Origin of the sequence: Bacillus sp. LNXM65, assembly GCF_002998575.1 — a bacterium.
In the GTDB taxonomy this organism is placed as follows: domain Bacteria; phylum Bacillota; class Bacilli; order Bacillales; family Bacillaceae; genus Bacillus.
Window position 1 is genome coordinate 425,578 of record NZ_PVRB01000001.1, and the last position, 19,480, is coordinate 445,057.

Below are 19,480 nucleotides of genomic sequence, written 5' to 3' on the forward strand. Positions count from 1 at the left end.
ATGCTCCCTTACTCATGTAATCCGCACTCAGTCTTAGCTGTGCCTGACCATCTGCCAGAACGAAGATCCTCGGCAGTAAATGCCGGCTGTGTACACGGGGCACAACCTATACTTGGATATCCCTGATCATGCAGCGGATTATAAGTAAGTTCCTCTCTAGATGCATATCTCCATATGTCCTTCCACGTCCAATGGATAAGCGGACATACTTTCACTGATTTGAATTTTTCATCCTGATTTAAAAAGTTCGTCCCTGCTCGCTTGGGTGACTGCTCTCTTCTTAAGCCAGAAAGCCATGCCGGATAGCCGGATAGCGCTTCTTGCAAAGGAATGACCTTACGCATATGGCAGCAGCTTTGAGGGTCCGTTTTCCATAGCTGATCACCATGCTGCTCGTTTTGCTCCTCAACTGTCAGCTCAGGGGTTTTCAGCACAATATCTAAACCTGGATATCTTTCCTTTACCGCATCAATCGTGTCGTACGTTTCCTTAAAATGCAGACCTGTATCTAAAAAGACAATTCTTGCATCCTTTTTTACTTTCGCAATAAGATCAATGAGGACGATGCCTTCAATACCAAAGCTGCATGCATAAACGAGCTGATCACCATAATGACCGTATGCCCATTTCAGCACAGATAAGGCCCCTTTATACAAATCATCCTCTTGAAATGTAATGGACGGCTCTTGCCAATTTTTATAAGTTAACATTGTTTCTCCCCTTCCGGAGTATCACTACTCTCCGCACTACGTCAACCGAATTTTTCTGTTTTCTTCCACTTGAATCACTTGACCGTCCTGAACAATCAGCGTAACTGAACCGAATTCATATCCCCAATCAGTTTCTGCATATGCTTCAATAAGTCTTCATCCTGATTTCGCTTCACTTCCATCTCGTCTTCCTCCTCACCGTTAAAATAAAAAAACTTCCTTTCAGTCCGAAAGAAAGATGAGGAAGCTCATTTCCTTATCTTTCAAAATAGAATCATTTTGCAGGAAGTAGCACCTTGCAAATCGCAGGTTGCCGGGCTTCATCGGGCCAGTCCCTCCACCTCTCTGGATAAGTGTTTTAATTTGTCTTAAATATTAACACAATTCAAACAAAAGTCAACCCGACTTTATTGATAGGATTAGTTTTTATTTGAATTTGAGTCTATTTTACTATTTTTAACCAAATAAAAAAGCTGTGCGGGTACGCACAGCTTTTTAGACGGTTTCTTCCATCCAAGATTCAGAGGAAGGATCTTGTCTCCAGCGTTTTAGTTTATTCATAGCAGAAGGCTCGATCGCTTTCAGCTCAAGTGCCACGTCTGTCAGTGTGTCATAGTCTGTTAGGGTGACATATGGAATGTTTTTCTCTTGAAAAGCTGCTGCAGCTTTTGGCAGTCCGTATGTGAAGATCGCGGCAACGCCTAGTACGTCACAGCCCGCTTCTTGAAGAGCAGCGACCACTTCAAGCACACTGCCTCCTGTTGAAATCAAGTCTTCTACGACGACCACCTTTTGACCTTTTGATACGGCTCCTTCAATTTGATTCCCTTTTCCATGTGCTTTTGGCTTACTTCTCACATAACACATCGGCACGTTCAGACGGTCTGCCGCTAATGCCGCATGCGGGATGCCTGCTGTTGCAGTACCAGCAACAACCTCCGCTCTTTCAAAATGAGTGAGAATCAAATCTTTAAGACCTTCAGCAATGTCGTGTCTTACTTCTGGGTAGGACAAGGTAAGACGGTTGTCACAATAGATCGGTGATTTGATACCGCTTGCCCATGTAAACGGTTCGTCTGGTTTTAATGAGACCGCTTTGATTTGTAATAGGTGTTTAGCGATTTTTGTTTTCATCTGGCAGTCACTCCCACTCTTTTAAAATTTGATGATAGGCTTCCAATGGTTTTTCAGCTTTTGTGATTGACCTTCCGACAACAATTTGTGAAACACCTTGCTCTTTTGCATAGGCAGGAGTCGCCACACGCTTTTGGTCATCGGTTTGATCATTTTGTAAGCGAATCCCCGGCGTGACAGTGAGAAAGGCAGGTGAGATGTGCTCATGAAGGGCTTTGGATTCATGAACAGAGCAAACAACACCGTCTAGTCCACTTTCATATGCCAATTGCCCGTACCGGATGACAGTCTCTTGCAGCGGACGGTCTATGAGCAATTCGCTCCTCATCATGTCTTCTGACGTACTCGTCAGCTGTGTCACTGCAATAATGCCTGGACGTTTTTGTCCAGCAGGCGTCCCGCTTTCAAGCCCTTCTAACGCAGCTTGCATCATATGTTTCCCGCCAGCAGCATGCACATTGACCAAATCAACACCAAGTGCGGCAAGCCGGTTCATTGCTTTTTGCACCGTTGTTGGAATGTCATGTAATTTGAGATCGAGGAAAATGCGGCAATTTTTTTCTTTGAGCTCGTCAAGGATAGCAGGTCCTTCTTGGTAAAACAGCTCCATGCCGACCTTCACAAATAATCGTGTCCCTTCAAAGGGTTCTAAAAAGGCGAGCGCTTCCTGCGCTACCGGAAAATCAAGCGCGATGATGGGCAAGTGCTTCATGTTTCCAGCTCCTTCCGATACATTCCTCTACAGATGAATAGCCATATGCTGCTAACACTCTTGGCAGTTCTTCAATGATTTCTGGGCAAATAAACGGGTTTACAAAATTGGCTGTGCCAACAGCTACTGCACTCGCACCTGCTAGTAAAAATTCAAGTACATCTTCAGCATTTTGTACCCCGCCCATTCCAATAATCGGAATAGAAACCGCTTGACTGACCTCATGTACCATGCGCACAGCGACAGGTTTTACTGCCGGGCCTGATAATCCGCCTGTTTTATTGGCAAGAATCGGTTTCCCCGTTTTTAAATCTAAACGCATACCGATTAACGTGTTAATCATCGTGAGTCCATCCGCTCCAGCAGATTCAATCGCTTGAGCAATCTCCACAATATTGGCTACGTTAGGAGACAGCTTGACATAGACAGGTACCGAAGAGACTTCCTTCACCGCTTTTGTCAATGCTGCTGCCATATGAGGATCTGTACCAAAGGCAATTCCGCCTGTTTTGACATTCGGACATGAAATATTCAGTTCAAGGGCATGGACATTTTTTGCTTGGCTGATTTGCTTGGCTACTTCGACATAATCATCGACCTGTGAGCCAGCGACGTTTGCAATGATCGGCGTATCAAACTGCTCAAGCCAAGGCAATTCATTTTCCAGCACGCCTTTTAGGCCTGGATTTTGAAGACCGATTGCATTGAGCATACCGGCACCTGTCTCCGCTACCCTTGGTGTCGGATTGCCAAATCTCGGTTCAAGGGTTGTGGCCTTGATCATGATACCGCCCAGCACTGATAAGTCATATAATGAAGCAAATTCCCTTCCGAATCCAAAGCAGCCTGATGCAGGGATAATCGGATTCTTTAAAGATAAGCCGGGTAACTCAACGTTTAGCATGACAATGCCACCTCCTCTGCTTTAAATACAGGTCCATCCAGACAGACTTTGACGTAAGGTTTTTCGTGCTGGTCGGTATGACAGACACATGCAAAGCAAGCACCAATTCCGCAGCCCATTCGTTCTTCCATTGAAATATAGACAGGCTTATCGGGATAAGAGTCTTTTAGTGCTTTTAACATAGGTGTCGGTCCGCAGGAAAGCATGACATCAAAGCTCAAATCATTCTCTTCAATGACACCTGTCACGAAGCCCTTTGAACCATATGTCCCATCAACTGTCGCGATAAACGTATCTCCGAGTGCTTGGAATTTCTCCTCGTAAAATACATCCTTTTTCGATTGAAAGCCAAGGACATGCTTGACGATGACACCTTTTTTCGTTAAACGCTTGGACAGTTCATATAAAGGCGGTACACCAATTCCACCGCCGACTAGTAAGGCTGTCTGACCTGGCTGAACAACTGAAGGATCGTACCCGTTGCCAAGCGGTCCTAATACATCGATGGATTCCCCATCCCGCTTTTGGGAAAGGAGCTTTGTGCCCTCTCCCTCTGCGCGGTAGATGATGGTTGCTTCTTGTTTCTCGGCATGAATATTGGCAATACTGATCGGTCTTCTCAGCAGCGGTGTCATGGACTCGCTGACCTTGATATGAAGAAATTGTCCAGCCGTTTGAAAGGAGTCCACAAGGTCACCTTTTAATGTCATTTCGTAAATATGATCAGCGATCTCTCGGTTTGAGACGACCGTCAAGTATGCTTTTTTCATATCGTTACTGTCACCTCAGCATTCGTTTTCACTTCTGGCATTTCGTCCGCTCTAAATGTCATGCTTTCCAGCACTCTTAAAATGGCTTCTGCTGTATCTAGCGACGTTAAGCAAGCTACGCCATTTTCAACAGCTTCACGTCTGATTCTAAAGCCGTCTCTTGCCGGTTGTTTTCCTTTTGTCAGAGTGTTGATGACAAATTGGGCTTCCCCGTTTCGAATGACATCGAGAAGGTTTTTGCCTTCTTCTCCTATTTTGCCGACAACACTTGATGGGATGGAGGCTTGTTTTAAGTAATTCGCCGTTCCTTCTGTCGCTAAAATATGATAGCCGATCGAATGGAATCTTCTTGCAATCTCAAGTCCTTCTTCTTTATCCTTATCAGCAACTGTTAGAAGAACTGTTCCGTCTTTAGGAATTTGAATGCCTGATGCAATTAATCCTTTGTAGAGGGCTTTTTCAATTGTGACATCTTTCCCCATGACCTCACCTGTAGATTTCATTTCAGGCCCGAGTGTAATATCCACTCTTCTTAGTTTTGCAAAAGAGAAGACTGGAACTTTGACGTACACCCCTTCTTGCTCTGTGTGAAGTCCTTCTTCGTAGCCATAGTTTTTAAGCTTGTCACCTAAAATGACTTTTGTCGCTAGATTTGCCATCGGGATGCCTGTAATTTTACTTAAGAAAGGAACTGTCCGGCTTGAACGAGGATTCACTTCAAGTACGTACACTTCACCTTTCGAGAGAACAAATTGAATGTTTAGCAGCCCAATAATATTGAGGCCTTTTGCAAGCTTGATCGTGTATTCTGCGATCTTCGCTTTGATCTCATCAGACAATGTTTGCGGCGGGTAAACCGCAATCGAGTCACCGGAGTGGACCCCGGCTCTTTCAATATGTTCCATAATGCCTGGGATCACGACAGTTTCCCCATCAGATACGGCATCTACTTCAATTTCTTTTCCCGTCAAATATTTGTCAATTAACACTGGGTGCTGCGGATTGACTCTCACCGCATTCTCCATGTAGTGAAGAAGCTCTTCTTCTTGATAAACGATTTCCATCGCACGACCGCCTAATACATAGGAAGGACGGACAAGGACTGGGTAGCCGATCTGATTTGCAATCGCTACAGCTTCAGGCACAGACGTAGCTGTTTTCCCTTTAGGCTGCGGCACGCCGAGTGCTTCTAATGTTTGTTCAAACTTGTCTCGGTTTTCGGCGCGGTCTAGGTCTTCAAGAGAAGTGCCGAGAATCTTCACCCCTCTATTTGATAATTCATCTGCTAGGTTGATCGCCGTTTGTCCGCCGAACTGGACGACGACTCCTTCAGGCTGCTCAAGATCAATGATGTGCATCACATCTTCTACAGTGAGTGGTTCAAAGTAGAGCTTATCTGAAATACTAAAGTCTGTTGAGACCGTTTCAGGGTTGTTGTTAATAATGATTGCTTCATAGCCTGCTTGTTTAATTGCCCACACAGAATGAACCGTCGCATAATCAAATTCAACTCCTTGACCGATTCTGATAGGACCTGAGCCTAATACGATGACGCTTTTCTTGTCTGTGCGTTCTGATTCATTTTCATCTTCATACGTGCTATAGAAATATGGCGTCTCGGATTCAAATTCAGCCGCACAAGTATCTACCATTTTGTAGACAGGTACGATGCCTGCTTCTTGTCTTAGCTTGTAGACATCCGCTTCATTCATATTCCACTCGCGGCTAATATAGATGTCTGAGAAACCTTTATCTTTCGCATCTTTTAATACGTCTGTATTGCCTTTGTTTTCTTTTAATGTCTTTTCAAATGCGATGATGCTTTCCAGCTTATGAAGGAAGAAGTAATCAATTTTTGAGAATTCATGTATTTGTTCAACCGTATAGCCTCTTCTAAGCGCCTCGGCGATATAGAATAATCGTTCGTCTCCCGCCTTGATAATCCGCTTTTCAAGCACTTCGTTTGTGATATCTGCTTCATCTTTTAATTCAATGTGATGCACATCAGCTTCAAGTGAACGGACAGCCTTTAGAAGGGACTCTTCTAATGTACGTCCGATCGCCATCACTTCACCAGTTGCTTTCATTTGCGTCCCAAGACGTCTGTTAGCAGATTCGAATTTATCAAACGGCCAGCGCGGGATTTTAGACACAATATAGTCAAGTGCCGGTTCGAAGGCAGCATAGGTTTTCCCTGTGACTGGATTCATCATTTCATCAAGCGTTAAGCCAACAGCAATTTTCGCTGCAAGTTTGGCAATTGGATAACCAGTTGCTTTCGACGCAAGTGCAGAAGAACGACTGACGCGCGGGTTTACTTCGATGATATAGTATTGAAAGCTGTCTGGGTCAATCGCCAGCTGTACGTTACAGCCGCCTTCAATGCCAAGTGCCCGGATCAGCTTGAGCGACACATTGCGAAGCAGCTGATATTCACGGTCACTTAATGTTTGGCTTGGCGCCACAACGATACTGTCACCTGTGTGGATACCGACAGGATCAAAGTTTTCCATGTTACAAACAACGATCGCATGATCACCGCTATCACGCATGACTTCATATTCAATTTCTTTAAAACCTGCAATGCTTTTTTCAAGTAAGCATTGTGTGACTGGGCTTAACTTCAGGCCGTTTTCGACGATTTCCTTCAGCTCTTGCTCGTTTGTACAAATTCCGCCGCCTGTTCCGCCTAATGTATAAGCTGGTCTCACAATGACAGGGAAACCGATTTGATTCGTAAACGCTATCGCTTCTTCAAGGTTATGGATGATTTCACTTTCTGGTACAGGCTCATTTAGTTCATTCATCAGATTACGGAATAAATCTCTGTCCTCTGCTTTTTGAATAGCTGACAGCTTTGTTCCTAATACTTCAACACCGCATTCAGCTAATACGCCAAGGTCTGATAATTCAACAGCAAGGTTAAGTCCAGTTTGTCCGCCAAGTGTTGGCAAGATCGCATCAGGACGTTCTTTTCGAATGATTCGTGTTAAGAATTCTGGTGTCAGTGGTTCGATGTATACCTTATCGGCCATTTCTGTATCTGTCATGATGGTCGCTGGATTGGAATTCACAAGAACGACTTCATAGCCCTCTTCTTTCAGTGCTAAGCAAGCCTGTGTGCCTGCATAGTCAAACTCCGCTGCCTGTCCGATGATGATTGGACCTGAACCGATGACTAAAATCTTTTTGATGTCTACGCGTTTTGGCATACTTCTTCCCCTTCTTTCTCAGTTGTATGAATCATGTCCATGAACTGGTCGAATAAGTAGTTCGCATCTTCTGGACCTGGTGACGCTTCTGGGTGGTACTGGACAGTGAATGCTGGTGCTTCTTTATGTTTTAACCCTTCAATCGTATTGTCGTTTAGGGCGATATGTGTGACTTCGAGCACGTCCTCGTTAATCGCACTGACTGTGTAGCCGTGGTTTTGAGATGTCAGTGTCACCTTGCCGGTGGCTAGTTCTTTGACTGGGTGATTCGAGCCTCTGTGTCCGAATTTCATTTTTTCAGTACTTGCGCCGCACGCAAGAGCGAATAATTGATGTCCAAGGCAAATGCCAAAGAGCGGAACCTTTCCAATCAATTGCTGAATCATCTCGACTGCTTCTGGTACATCAACAGGGTCTCCAGGGCCGTTTGAAAGCATGATCCCATCAGGCTTTAACTGCAGCACTTCATCTGCCGTGATATTGCACGGCACCACGATGACATCACAGTCACGTTTATTGAGCTCGCGCAAAATGCCATGCTTCATGCCGAAATCGACAAGGACAATTCTTTTTCCTCTTCCCGGGCTTGGATACGCATTTTTCACAGATACTTGACTCACTTGATCAGTCGGCAGCTGCATTGTTTGAAGGCGGCGGACTACGTCTTCCACTTGTTCATCCGGTCCTGCAAACGCCCCTCTTAAAGTCCCTGCACTTCGAATCATTCTCGTCAGCTTCCGTGTATCGATTCCGCTAAGACCTGGAATGTTTTTCATTTTTAAGTATTCATCTAGTGAGTATGAAGAGCGCCAGTTTGAGGGCTTTTCACAAAGCTCCTTCACAATCAGCCCTTTTACAAACGGTGTGATCGATTCAAAATCATCACGGTTAATGCCATAGTTGCCGATGAGCGGATAAGTGAGTGTGACAATTTGTCCGCAGTATGATGGATCAGACAAAATTTCTTGATAGCCCGTCATCCCTGTATTAAAGACGACTTCTCCGACTGACGATTCTAAGCTGCCAAAGCCTGTTCCTTCGAATACTGTTCCGTTTTCTAGCACTAAGCGTCTCTTCATTTTACTAGTCTCCCCTCTTCATACACGACTTTCCCAGATGAAAGTGTCATGACCGGCCATCCTGATACAGTCAATTTGTCAAACGGTGTATTTTGCCCTTTTGATAAGAAGCTTTTTTTATCGATTGCCATTTCTTTGTTTAAATCAATGAGTGTGATATCAGCTGTTTGTCCTTCTTCCAGCTTTCCATATGGAAGAGAGAAGGCTTCTGCTGGCTTGATTGTCATATAATCAACGAGTTCTTTTAATGTCCATTCGCCTGTTTTGACAAATCGTGTATACAGAAGCGGGAACGCTGTTTCAAGCCCGACAATTCCAAAAGGTGCACGCTGCATCGTTTCGTTCTTTTCTTCTTCAGTATGCGGCGCATGGTCTGTTGCGATGAAATCAATCGTTCCATCTAAAAGTCCCTCGATCAGTGCCTCGCGATCCTCTTTTCCTCTGAGCGGCGGGTTCATTTTATAGTTTGTATCAAGACCAGGGATGTCCGCATCACATAACAGCAGGTGATGCGGTGACACCTCAGCTGTCACACGGATGCCTGCTTTTTTTGCATCGCGAACGACTCGCACAGATTCTTTCGTACTGATATGACATACATGATAATGGCAGTTCGCTGCTTCTGCTAAAAGAACATCTCTTGCAATATGCACCGATTCACAAATGGACGGTATACCGTTTAATTCATTTGCTTTTGAAAATTCTCCTTCATGAACGCATCCTCCGTAAATGAGCGAGTTATCTTCACAGTGTGCCACAATCGCTTGATCAAGACTTGCTGCCTTTTTCATGGCTTCGTACATCATGCCTGCTGTTTGGATGCCAACCCCGTCATCTGTGAAAGCGAAGGCGCCTGCTTCTTTTAGTGCTGCAAAGTCTGTCATCTCTTCCCCAATTTGCCTAGTTGTGATGGAGGCGTATGGCAGTACTCTGACAGAAGAGGTCTCTTCGATCCGATTCATGAGCCACTCCATTTGCTCTTTTGTATCCGGAACTGGGCGTGTATTCGGCATCGCTGCAATCGTTGTATAGCCGCCTCTTGCTGCTGCTTTAGAGCCTGTTTCAATCGTTTCCTTTTTCTCTCCACCTGGCTCTCTTAAATGTACATGCAGATCAATTAAGCCTGGTGAAACAAATAGCCCTTTAGCATCAATGACCTCTTCTCCATCTTCTCTTTCTAAGTGACCAATCGCTTGAATCACTTCTCCTTCTACCCTAATATCCTGCTGCACTTTTTCACCTGTGCTTGTTAAGATAAAACCGTTTTTAATGAGATATGACATAGACAGAATCTCTCCCTTTTTGATGTAGTCTGCTATTTTGAAAAGCTCTTTTTAATACGGCCATTCGGATATAAACTCCATTTTCCATTTGCTTGAAAATTCGTGACTGCTTTGATTCCACTAAAGAATCATCTATCTCCACACCTCTGTTTACTGGTGCTGGATGCATTATAATGGCTCGTTCTTTCATGTTGTTTGCCCTGTTTACTGTTAATCCATAAGTCGATAAGTAATCTTCATTGCCCATTTTTTCAGCGTGCCGTTCATGCTGGATTCTAAGCAGCATCACCACATCAGATTGTCTAATGGCTTCGTCTACTTGGACATACGTTCCGTGAGGGTTTTGCTCATCTTGGAAGGAAGCAGGCCCTGAGAAAAGGACTGTCGCTCCGAGCCTTGAGAGTACTTCAGCATTCGACCTTGCCACCCTGCTGTGCTTGATGTCTCCATGAATCGAAATCGTTAAGCCCTCAAAGCCGCCAAACTCTTCATAGATGGTCATTAGGTCAAGCAGTGATTGGGTCGGGTGCTGCCCGCAGCCATCTCCAGCATTGATGATGGGAATCCCAACCTTCCCGATTAGCTCGTTGTAATATTCATCAGTGCTGTCTCTGATCACACAAGCTTTCACACCGATGGATTCAAGCGTTTTTACCGTATCGTATAGGGTTTCGCCTTTTTGAACGGAGGTGCTTGCCGCATCTAAGCTCAGTACATTCATCCCCAGTTTCTTTTCGGCAACTTCGAAGCTAAATCGTGTTCTTGTGCTTGGTTCAAAGAAGAGGTTTGCTACAAATTCTCCCGCTAAGCCAAGTTCTTGCTTCCCCTTTTTGAGAGCCGTTGCTTCTTCAATCAGCTGTAAAATCTCTTCTTTAGACAAGCTGCTCATTGTCGATAGATCATTCATTTTTTCTTCCCCCTCTAGTTTTTCATCACTTTCAGGTTCAAAAAAACCCTAAGCCTCGGCAGCTTAGGGTTCTCCAAAAGAAGCAGCGGCACTTTCGTGCATTCTGCTCATTTTAGAACCCTTGTCAGCCTCACTGGACTTCTTTTAAAAGGTTTTCTGTATTCGATTCATTTGACTCGTCATCCTCCGCTTTTTGCTGCGGCAGGATCAGGTTTAACAGGACACCCGTGATGGCAGCAAGTGCCATTCCAGATAGTGTGAGGTTGATTTGTTTCACCTCAATGAATGCCCCGCCAATTCCAATGACTAAGATGACTGATGCGATAATGAGATTACGCTTTTCTTCAAAATTCACTTTATGATCAATCAGGATTCTCAGACCGCTTGAGGCAATGATCCCAAAGAGCAGGAACGAAACGCCTCCCATGACCGCGGACGGCACTGTACTGATTAATGCTGAAATTTTTCCGACAAAGCCGAAGCAGATCGCAAAGACTGCTGCTCCGCCGATGACGAAGATACTGAACACTCTTGTGATGGCAAGGACCCCGATGTTCTCTCCATACGTTGTTGTTGGCGGTCCGCCAATGAGTGAAGCGAATATCGTCGCTGCACTGTCTCCTAAAATGGAGCGGTGAAGACCAGGTTTTTTAATAAAATCTTGCCCTACAACTTTACTTAACACCACTTGATGGCCGATGTGCTCAGACATTGTCACAAAGGCAACCGGCACCATCACTGTGAGAATGCTTAAAGTCACAGCAGGTGTGTAGTCGACAAATGGTACGACGAAGTCTGGTACAGCAAACCATTTCGCGTCAATGACCGGCTGGAAGTTCACAATGCCTTGTGTTAAAGCAAAGAGATAGCCGCTAATAATTCCGATTAATACTGGGATCAAGCTTAGGAATCCTCTTAGGAAGATCATGCTGATAATCGTGACAGCCAGTGTGAAGCCGGCGACCATTAGGTGCTTAAGGCTGTAAACAAGCTCGGTTGCATTCGGATCAACATACATCGCCATGTTGACAGCTGTTCCAGCGAGTCCGAGTCCGATGACCATAATGACTGGCCCTACGACGACTGGCGGCAGAAGTTTCATCAGCCAGCCTGTGCCGAGCCATTTAATAAATAGTGCAATGAGTGCATAAGCGACACCCGCCATGAAGGCACCAACCATTGCGGCTCCAGGGCCGCCTGTTGCTTTGACATTCAGTATGGGGGCGATAAAGGCAAAGGACGATCCAAGATATGCCGGAATTTGTCCTCTTGTAATGATTAAGTAAACAATGGTTCCAACACCACTTGAGATGAGCGCGACGGCCGGACTCATATCAATGATTTTTGGTACAAGAATGGTCGCACCAAACATGGCAAACAAATGCTGAAGGCTAAGTGACAGCCATGTGAACGGTTTTGGGATATCTCGAATGCCTAAATTGGCTTTTTGCTGACTCATGATTTTCCTCCTAGATGTGTCCTTTTTCATTAAAAAAGCCTCTTTGCGAGTATGCGCAAAGAGGCCTAGAAAAACCGTACACGTCACTTAAGCCGTGTGCTCGGTGTCTCTGTTATTGCCCTCTTTGCAAACTCTCTGGAATGCATTTAAAAAGGTTATTTTTCATATATAGCGACAAGGTCGTTTTGATCTACTTCATTCAGCTGAACCATGACGGTCTCTGCTTTTGATGTCGGAATGTTCTTCCCGATATAATCCGCTCGAATCGGAAGCTCCCGGTGTCCCCGGTCGACGAGAACAGCAAGCTGAATGGAAGATGGTCTTCCTACATCCACAAGGGCATCCATGGCCGCTCTGACGGTTCTGCCTGTAAACAGGACATCGTCAACGACGATCAGTGTTTTGTCATTAATGTCAGCTGGGATGTCTGCACCCTTTACAAGCGGGTCTTGGTTGTCTGTCTTTTTTGTCAGGTCATCACGGTATAGCGTAATATCAAGTTCACCCACTGTGACTGGATTTCCTTCAATTTGCTCGATGCGCTCTGCAAGGCGCTTTGCAAGATGAATGCCTCTTGTCTTGATCCCCGCAAGGATGACATCTTTCATCCCTTTATTGCGCTCAATCATTTCATGTGCAATTCGGGTAAGCGCTCGTCTGATCGCTTGTTCATCAAGAATGACTGCTTTTTGTTCCATCTTTTACACCTCTTTTTGACAAATAAAAAGCCCCTTCTGCAAAGGGCAGAGAGGGGCGTTCATTTGTGCATACACGTGCACAAATTGATCCGTTATCCTTCTCAGCCTCTCTGGACTGTTTTAAAGAATCTTCATTTCTTCGTTTATTATTTCAAAAAAAGAACTGCCTGTCAATCGTTATTTCTTAATGAATCGATAAAAGCTTGCATATCAGCAGGAATCGGTGCTGTGAACTCGATATATTCTCCTGTTCTAGGATGATCAAATCCTAGAACACCTGCATGAAGCAGCTGTCCATTAAAATCGACTGTCTTTCTCGGTCCATATTTCGGATCTCCTGCAAGCGGATAGCCGATATATTTCATATGAACACGAATTTGGTGTGTTCTTCCTGTTTCAAGACGGCACTCCACAACCGTGAAGTCCTGAAAGCGTTCAATCACATCAAAGTGAGTGACTGCTTGTTTTGCACTTTCTTTTGTAACCGTCATGCTTTGGCGGTCTTTTTTGTCTCTGCCAATTGGGGCATCAATTGTGCCTGTATCATGCTGGATAATGCCATGTACAACGGCCGTATATTTCCTTGTGACGGTCTTAGCCACGAGCTGATTGACGAGTGATTCATGCGCCATATCGTTTTTCGCGACCATTAACAGTCCAGACGTGTCTTTATCAATTCGGTGGACAATTCCAGGACGCATCACACCATTAATGCCTGATAAGTCCGTGCAATGTGCCATCAGTCCATTTACAAGTGTTCCAGAGACGTGACCTGGCGCTGGATGAACAACCATTCCTCGTGGTTTATTCACCACTAGCACATCTGCATCCTCATAATAAATATCAAGATCCATTGGTTCTGCTTCTACATCTAGTACTTCTGGGTCTGGAATCTCGACTTTAATCTCATCTCCAGCTTGTACTTTGTAATTGGCTTTCACTTGTTTCCCGTTTACTTCGATCAGCCCATCCTTTACCCACTGCTGGACTTGGGTTCTTGACCATTCTGGTTCTGTCGTGCTTAGAAATTTATCAAGCCGTTCACTCGTTTGATCTTCTGAAACGGCAATATTTACTTGATTCATGTAGTTGACTCCTTCGTTTTCTTTCCATCTAAAAGCATTTGAATGAAGAGCAGAATAACCCCTACACATAGAGAAGAATCTGCAATATTAAAAATTGGGTAGTGATAATTCCCAAAGACGAAATGAGCAAAATCTACCACTTCCTGACGGAAAACGCGGTCGATAAAGTTTCCAATCGCTCCGCCAAGCATTAAGGCCAGCGCTACTCCAAGCAGCTTGTCCTTTTGCCCATGCTTTTGCAAATAATAAACAATTCCCGCAATAACAACGAGTGTGATCACATAGAAAAACCACATTTGTCCTTGGAGAATTCCCCATGCGGCTCCTGAATTTCGGTGAGACGTGATATAAAAGAAGCCATCAATCACTGGATAAGAATCTCCGAGCATCATATTTTTGACAATGAGCCATTTTGTTAATTGATCTAAACAAATCATCACGAATGCGATTATGTAATAGAACACACACGTTCCTCCATCTTCATACTTTGATCTTTAAGCATTTTATCAAGAAAACAGGAAGGAGTAAAGAAACTTTAGTTGACAGACAAAAACCTCCCTACATGTGGAAGGCTTCAAAATGAGAATCATCTGATTCGTGAGGATAAGGAGTGAAGGCTTTTTTCTCGTATTGCTTATGATATAGAAAGTCGTCAGCCGTGCGGGCGGTAGGAAGAATACTCATTTGTTCAAGCGGAATGACCTCACCTGTCGCCTCACATATACCATAGGTTCCCTGCTCAATTTTTGCAATAGCAAGAGACACATCTTGCAGCTCTTCTTTGATGTGATAAAGAAGCGTGGTCGTTTGGACCTCGTTCATTGTGTCATGCTCAGCGGGTGAACGAAATGATGCGTATTCAAACAGTTTAGATTGCAGCTCTTCTTTCATTTGAAGGAGTTCCGTGTAAATCGTCTCTAGATCGCCATTCATGTCGCTATTTCAACTCCTGCCCTGTCGTGATAATCATATTGTTGCCCCGGCTGCTCACTTTAAAGCCATAAGATTTTTCCTTTCGTTCTAAACGCTGTCATTTTCGCAAAAAAGAAAACGCCCCGCATATGGCGGGGCGCTAGTTGGTCATATCACACTGTTAATTCTGGTAATATTTTTCCACGATTTCAGCATTTTTCAGTGACAATGTTGGGTATTTCGGATTTGCACCAACATCTTTTGAAATAATGCGGGAACGTTCGCACAGTTCTCCTTCTGCTTTTTGAACCAGAATCCGTCCTGATGTGTATCCAGGTGCTGATGCGTCAGCATTTTGCTCATCTTCTACCGTTAATTCAGAGATGATAAAGAGCTGCTTCACATCTTCTTTAATGGATGCAAGAAGATTTTTCACTTCTTCTGTCGCATAAAGAGTCACATTTGCTTCAAGTGAACGTCCGATGACTTTCTCATTACGCGCAATTTCGAGCGCTTTTAGCACATCGTCACGCACTTCCATAAAGCGGTCAAACTTCACTTCTGTCGCTTCCGCTTGAGGAACAGTCACACCTTCTGGCATATCTGTTAACTGAACACTTGGCTCTTCAACAAAACTTAAGTGGCTCCATAATTCATCTGCTGTATGCGGAAGAATTGGTGCAGTCAGCTTCACTAATGCCATTAATGTTTCGTAGAAGACCGTTTGCATGCTGCGGCGGTCTGGATGATCTGCATGCTCAATGTACACGACATCCTTTGCAAAATCGAGATAGAAAGAGCTTAGCTCAATCGTACAGAAATTGTGAATCGCATGATATACGACCGCAAATTCGTAATCATCATAGGCCTTTTTCACTTTATCAATCAATTTGTTTAATTTGATCAAGATATATTGATCCACTTCGCGAAGCTCTTCTACCGGCACCGCATTGACTGCTGGGTTAAAGTCAAATAGGTTTCCATGCAGGAATCGGAACGTGTTACGGATTTTACGATAGACCTCTGCTACTTGTTTCAAGATATCATCAGACACTGGGTGATCGGCTTGATAGTTGACAGAAGATACCCAAAGTCTAAGAATCTCCGCCCCAAGCTGCTTCGCTACCTTTGTTGGGTCAATCGTATTGCCTAATGATTTACTCATCTTGCGTCCTTCTTTATCAAGCGTAAAGCCGTGGCTTAGAACACCTTTATACGGTGCTTTTCCAGTAACAGCAACTGCTGTTGATAAGGAAGAGTTAAACCAGCCGCGATATTGGTCAGAGCCTTCAAGGTAAAGGTCTGCCGGACGGACAAGGTCATCTCTTTCTTCTAAAACGGCCTGGTGAGAAGAACCTGAATCAAACCATACATCCATGATGTCCTGCTCTTTTGTGAATTCACCGTTCGGGCTTCCTGGATGTGTAAAGCCTTCTGGCAATAGTTCTTTCGCTTCTTTTTCAAACCAAATATTAGAGCCATGTTCTCTAAATAATTGAGAGACATGCTGAATCGTTTCATCTGTGATGATCGGCTCGCCATTTTCCGCATAAAAGACCGGAATTGGAACGCCCCATACACGCTGTCTTGAAATGCACCAGTCGCCTCTGTCTCGCACCATGTTGAATAGGCGTGTTTCGCCCCATGCTGGAACCCATTTCGTTTCTTTAATATTGTCTAATAGCGCTTCTCTGAAGTCTTTAATCGATGCAAACCACTGAGCTGTCGCACGATAAATGGTTGGTTTTTTCGTTCTCCAGTCATGCGGGTAAGAGTGCGTGATAAAGTCGAGCTTTTTCAGTGCGCCTTTTGCTTCAAGCTGTTCTGTGATCGCTTTATTGGCATCCTCGTAGAATAATCCTTCAAAACCAGGCGCTTCTTCTGTCATCACACCTTTTTCGTCTACTGGACATAGCACATCAAGACCGTATTTCATACTGACAATAAAGTCATCTTCCCCGTGACCTGGTGCTGTATGAACACAGCCTGTTCCTGCATCCGTTGTCACGTGGTCGCCAAGCATCACAAGAGAGTCTCTACCATAGATCGGATGCTCTGCAACGATGGTATCTAATTCTTTTCCTTTTAATGTTTTCACGACTTCATACTCTTCAAAGCCAAGTGTTTTTGCCACTTGTTCAACTAACTCAGATGCGACAACATATCGCTCAGCACCCACTTGAAGAACGCTGTACTCTAGGTTTGGATGAACACAAATCCCAAGGTTTGCAGGAAGTGTCCAAGGGGTTGTTGTCCAGATGATGAATTGTTCGCCGTTTTCAAGTACGCCTTTGCCATCTTTCACTTTAAATGAAACGTAAATGGATGGTGAACGTTTGTCCTTATATTCAATTTCCGCTTCAGCAAGTGCTGACTCACTTGAAGGAGACCAGTTAACAGGCTTTAGCCCTTTGTAAATATAGCCTCTCTTCGCCATTTCTCCAAAGACAAGAATTTGCTGCGCTTCGTACTCAGGCTTTAACGTGACATATGGATTGTCCCAGTCTGCTCTTACGCCTAATCGCTTAAATTGATTGCGCTGACCCTCGATTTGCTTCCAAGCATACTCTTCACATAATTTACGGAATTCAGCTGTCGACATTTCTTTACGTTTGACTTTTTTATTTTTAGTGAGTGCTGTTTCAATTGGCAAGCCGTGTGTATCCCAGCCCGGTACGTACGGTGCGTGGAACCCATTCATTGATTTAAAACGGACAATAAAATCTTTTAGGATTTTATTGAGTGCGTGCCCCATATGAATGTCACCATTCGCATATGGAGGTCCATCATGCAAAATAAAGGTCGGGCGTCCTTTTGTCCGCTCTAAAACCATTTGATAGATGTCTTTTTCTGCCCACTCCTCTTGGATTTCAGGCTCTTTGTTCGGCAAGTTCCCTCTCATTGGGAATTCTGTTTTCGGCATTAATAAGGTGTCTTTGTAGTTCATACCCATTCCTCCATATGCAAATTCTGATTAAAAAACAATAAAAAAAGCCCTCTCATCCCATAAGGGACGAGAAGGCTTGTCTCGCGGTACCACCCTTTTAGACAGCGCTATGAAACAGCCGCTTATCCACTCTAAAATCGTAACGTGATCAGACGCCTTTTCTTACTCATTCATTTCAGAAAAGGAACTAAAGGGGTGATCTCATTGCAGCGTCTCGTAATGTCAGGCTTCCACCATCCCTGATTCGCTTTATTACGCATATGACAACTGCGAGTGTCCCTTTCAAACGTTTATCTCTTGTTAATTTATGATGGTATTATATGCAACATGTGCACGTCATGTCAAGATGACGCGCTTATTCTTTTTCGTCAAAGACAGCGTCAACTTCATATTCCAGTAAATGATCCCAATCGTCATTTTTTAGAAGATCAAGCTGAGCTTCGATGAGCATTTGGAAACGAGTTCTAAAGACCTTCGACTGTTTCTTCAGCTCTTCGATTTCCATCGCAATCTTTCTTGATTTTGATAGCGCTTCGTTGATAATACGATCTGCATTTTTCTCTGCTTCACGAATAATCAATTTCGCTTCTTTATCAGAATGACGTTTGACGTCTTCTGCTGCTTCCTGCGCCACAAGTATTGATTTGTTTAATGTCTCTTCAATTGTCGCAAAATGACCTAGTCTTTCGTCAAGTTCGTTTACTTTTTCTTCAAGTTCGTTCTTTTTGCGAAGCACGATTTCGTAATCTTTACGTACTTGGCTTAAAAACTCGTTTACTTCATCTTCGTCATATCCGCGAAAGCTTTTTGTGAACGTTTTATTGTGAATATCATTAGGTGTTAATGGCAACCTCGCCACCTCCAGATTCAAGTTCGTTATGTCAGAAGCTCAAATGTTACTTTAAATTTATCTTTTTTGGTCTTCCCATCAATCGTTTTCAAGCTAAATCGGCCAAATCCCCGTACAGAGAGCTGATCGCCTTCGCCGATTGTAAAGGAAGGGTCCTCAGTGACTTTCCAATTAACTTTGACAAGCCCATTTTTGACCAAAAGCTGTGCCTTTTGCCGAGACTGACGGCTGATTGCAGCACATACCGCATCAAGCCGCAGTGAAGAAATAGTATCTTCTTTGATGTCAGTCTTGCTCATAACCGGTTTTAAATCTGCCTGCGTGATTTCCTCTAATGAAACGGAGGCTCTGCCAACATGCGTCAGCTGCGCCCGCACAAAATCAGCGACATCACTTGTACAAATAAACTGCACATCTTCCTCTGAAAATAACAGATCTCCAAATTTTTGACGCTTCAAGCCTGTCCCAATCAGTGAGCCGAGAAGCTTCGGGTGTTCTAAGGAAATAAACTTTTTCGCATAATTCACCTGAAAATAAGACAGCTCAACATCCTGAGTAGCCGGTTCTAAATATTCAGGATAAATGAGAGCTCTTTTGCGCTCCGCTCCTTCATACCCGCCAAAAAACATGATCCCAAGCTCATCAGCATGCTGGATGACGGACTGGGTAATAAACTGCTCACGCGGATCAAGAAAGTCTGTTAATTTCATTCGATACTGGTCGAGTGCGATTTTTTTCCAGCCTAACACTTGGTCGACAAATGGCTGTTCGTCTTTTCTAAAATGTTGATAAATATCGCTCATTTTGTTCCCCTCTTA

18 protein-coding genes and 1 riboswitch are annotated in these 19,480 nt (G+C 44.1%); all 18 genes read right to left on the reverse strand.

The features are described 5' to 3' along the window. Positions 1–8 precede the first annotated feature (8 nt). On the reverse strand, positions 9–710 hold the full coding sequence (locus C6Y03_RS02090) for a phosphoadenylyl-sulfate reductase (RefSeq protein WP_066030932.1): 702 nt from the start codon (positions 708–710) through the stop codon (positions 9–11). A gap of 36 nt (positions 711–746) precedes the next feature. Continuing rightward, positions 747–860, reverse strand: coding sequence for a YezD family protein (locus C6Y03_RS19560; RefSeq protein ID WP_081311484.1), 114 nt, complete (start codon positions 858–860; stop codon positions 747–749). Positions 861–963: 103 nt separating this feature from the next. Beyond that, positions 964–1,066, reverse strand: a riboswitch (SAM riboswitch). Positions 1,067–1,205: 139 nt separating this feature from the next. Next, the gene (gene pyrE / locus C6Y03_RS02100; RefSeq protein WP_066030933.1) at positions 1,206–1,844 is read right to left on the reverse strand and encodes an orotate phosphoribosyltransferase; all 639 of its coding nucleotides are present in this window, start codon (positions 1,842–1,844) and stop codon (positions 1,206–1,208) included. Between the two features lie 7 nt (positions 1,845–1,851). Beyond that, complete coding sequence (gene pyrF, locus C6Y03_RS02105) at positions 1,852–2,556, reverse strand: orotidine-5'-phosphate decarboxylase (protein WP_034662484.1); 705 nt, start codon at positions 2,554–2,556, stop codon at positions 1,852–1,854. Continuing rightward, on the reverse strand, positions 2,528–3,460 hold the full coding sequence (locus C6Y03_RS02110; protein WP_066030935.1) for a dihydroorotate dehydrogenase: 933 nt from the start codon (positions 3,458–3,460) through the stop codon (positions 2,528–2,530). The genes pyrF and C6Y03_RS02110 overlap by 29 nt, the downstream gene beginning before the upstream one ends. Beyond that, complete coding sequence (locus C6Y03_RS02115) at positions 3,454–4,230, reverse strand: dihydroorotate dehydrogenase electron transfer subunit (protein WP_060596209.1); 777 nt, start codon at positions 4,228–4,230, stop codon at positions 3,454–3,456. The genes C6Y03_RS02110 and C6Y03_RS02115 overlap by 7 nt, the downstream gene beginning before the upstream one ends. Next, positions 4,227–7,442: a carbamoyl-phosphate synthase (glutamine-hydrolyzing) large subunit gene (carB, locus tag C6Y03_RS02120; protein ID WP_106038760.1), complete on the reverse strand. Its 3,216-nt coding sequence runs from the start codon at positions 7,440–7,442 to the stop codon at positions 4,227–4,229. The genes C6Y03_RS02115 and carB overlap by 4 nt, the downstream gene beginning before the upstream one ends. Further along, entirely contained in the window at positions 7,427–8,521 is a 1,095-nt protein-coding gene (locus tag C6Y03_RS02125) for a carbamoyl phosphate synthase small subunit (protein WP_106038761.1), read from the reverse strand. The genes carB and C6Y03_RS02125 overlap by 16 nt, the downstream gene beginning before the upstream one ends. After that, positions 8,518–9,804 carry a dihydroorotase gene (locus C6Y03_RS02130; RefSeq protein ID WP_106038762.1) on the reverse strand — a complete coding sequence of 429 codons (1,287 nt, stop codon included), beginning with the start codon at positions 9,802–9,804 and terminating at the stop codon, positions 8,518–8,520. The genes C6Y03_RS02125 and C6Y03_RS02130 overlap by 4 nt, the downstream gene beginning before the upstream one ends. Further along, positions 9,788–10,711, reverse strand: coding sequence for an aspartate carbamoyltransferase catalytic subunit (locus C6Y03_RS02135; RefSeq protein ID WP_106038763.1), 924 nt, complete (start codon positions 10,709–10,711; stop codon positions 9,788–9,790). The genes C6Y03_RS02130 and C6Y03_RS02135 overlap by 17 nt, the downstream gene beginning before the upstream one ends. Positions 10,712–10,841: 130 nt before the next feature. After that, positions 10,842–12,170, reverse strand: coding sequence for a solute carrier family 23 protein (locus tag C6Y03_RS02140; RefSeq protein ID WP_060596204.1), 1,329 nt, complete (start codon positions 12,168–12,170; stop codon positions 10,842–10,844). 155 nt (positions 12,171–12,325) lie between these two features. Beyond that, positions 12,326–12,868 (reverse strand): bifunctional pyr operon transcriptional regulator/uracil phosphoribosyltransferase PyrR, encoded by a 543-nt coding sequence (gene pyrR, locus C6Y03_RS02145; RefSeq protein ID WP_024424234.1) that lies wholly within the window; start codon positions 12,866–12,868, stop codon positions 12,326–12,328. A 170-nt stretch (positions 12,869–13,038) separates the two neighbouring features. Beyond that, a complete protein-coding gene (locus tag C6Y03_RS02150) occupies positions 13,039–13,953 on the reverse strand; it encodes an RluA family pseudouridine synthase (protein ID WP_066030939.1) in 915 nt (304 codons plus the stop codon). Continuing rightward, the gene (gene lspA, locus C6Y03_RS02155; RefSeq protein ID WP_012009890.1) at positions 13,950–14,417 is read right to left on the reverse strand and encodes a signal peptidase II; all 468 of its coding nucleotides are present in this window, start codon (positions 14,415–14,417) and stop codon (positions 13,950–13,952) included. The genes C6Y03_RS02150 and lspA overlap by 4 nt, the downstream gene beginning before the upstream one ends. Before the next feature lie 94 nt (positions 14,418–14,511). Further along, positions 14,512–14,886 (reverse strand): TraR/DksA family transcriptional regulator, encoded by a 375-nt coding sequence (locus tag C6Y03_RS02160; protein WP_106038764.1) that lies wholly within the window; start codon positions 14,884–14,886, stop codon positions 14,512–14,514. A gap of 160 nt (positions 14,887–15,046) precedes the next feature. Then, the gene (ileS, locus tag C6Y03_RS02165) at positions 15,047–17,812 is read right to left on the reverse strand and encodes an isoleucine--tRNA ligase (RefSeq protein WP_060596200.1); all 2,766 of its coding nucleotides are present in this window, start codon (positions 17,810–17,812) and stop codon (positions 15,047–15,049) included. A gap of 355 nt (positions 17,813–18,167) precedes the next feature. Then, on the reverse strand, positions 18,168–18,662 hold the full coding sequence (locus tag C6Y03_RS02170) for a DivIVA domain-containing protein (RefSeq protein WP_003211323.1): 495 nt from the start codon (positions 18,660–18,662) through the stop codon (positions 18,168–18,170). A 26-nt stretch (positions 18,663–18,688) separates the two neighbouring features. Beyond that, positions 18,689–19,465, reverse strand: a complete 777-nt coding sequence (locus C6Y03_RS02175; RefSeq protein ID WP_060596199.1) for a YlmH family RNA-binding protein — start codon at positions 19,463–19,465, stop codon at positions 18,689–18,691. Between the last annotated feature and the right edge of the window lie 15 nt (positions 19,466–19,480).

Bases quoted from the DNA above. Each gene is read 5' to 3' on its own strand.
- C6Y03_RS02090 (WP_066030932.1), bottom strand. From the start codon at position 710: ATGTTAACTTATAAAAATTGGCAAGAGCCGTCCATTACATTTCAAGAG.
- pyrE (WP_066030933.1), bottom strand. From the start codon at position 1,844: ATGAAAACAAAAATCGCTAAACACCTATTACAAATCAAAGCGGTCTCA.
- pyrF (WP_034662484.1), bottom strand. From the start codon at position 2,556: ATGAAGCACTTGCCCATCATCGCGCTTGATTTTCCGGTAGCGCAGGAA.
- C6Y03_RS02110 (WP_066030935.1), bottom strand. From the start codon at position 3,460: ATGCTAAACGTTGAGTTACCCGGCTTATCTTTAAAGAATCCGATTATC.
- C6Y03_RS02115 (WP_060596209.1), bottom strand. From the start codon at position 4,230: ATGAAAAAAGCATACTTGACGGTCGTCTCAAACCGAGAGATCGCTGAT.
- carB (WP_106038760.1), bottom strand. From the start codon at position 7,442: ATGCCAAAACGCGTAGACATCAAAAAGATTTTAGTCATCGGTTCAGGT.
- C6Y03_RS02125 (WP_106038761.1), bottom strand. From the start codon at position 8,521: ATGAAGAGACGCTTAGTGCTAGAAAACGGAACAGTATTCGAAGGAACA.
- C6Y03_RS02130 (WP_106038762.1), bottom strand. From the start codon at position 9,804: ATGTCATATCTCATTAAAAACGGTTTTATCTTAACAAGCACAGGTGAA.
- C6Y03_RS02135 (WP_106038763.1), bottom strand. From the start codon at position 10,711: ATGAATGATCTATCGACAATGAGCAGCTTGTCTAAAGAAGAGATTTTA.
- C6Y03_RS02140 (WP_060596204.1), bottom strand. From the start codon at position 12,170: ATGAGTCAGCAAAAAGCCAATTTAGGCATTCGAGATATCCCAAAACCG.
- pyrR (WP_024424234.1), bottom strand. From the start codon at position 12,868: ATGGAACAAAAAGCAGTCATTCTTGATGAACAAGCGATCAGACGAGCG.
- C6Y03_RS02150 (WP_066030939.1), bottom strand. From the start codon at position 13,953: ATGAATCAAGTAAATATTGCCGTTTCAGAAGATCAAACGAGTGAACGG.
- C6Y03_RS02160 (WP_106038764.1), bottom strand. From the start codon at position 14,886: ATGAATGGCGATCTAGAGACGATTTACACGGAACTCCTTCAAATGAAA.
- ileS (WP_060596200.1), bottom strand. From the start codon at position 17,812: ATGAACTACAAAGACACCTTATTAATGCCGAAAACAGAATTCCCAATG.
- C6Y03_RS02175 (WP_060596199.1), bottom strand. From the start codon at position 19,465: ATGAGCGATATTTATCAACATTTTAGAAAAGACGAACAGCCATTTGTC.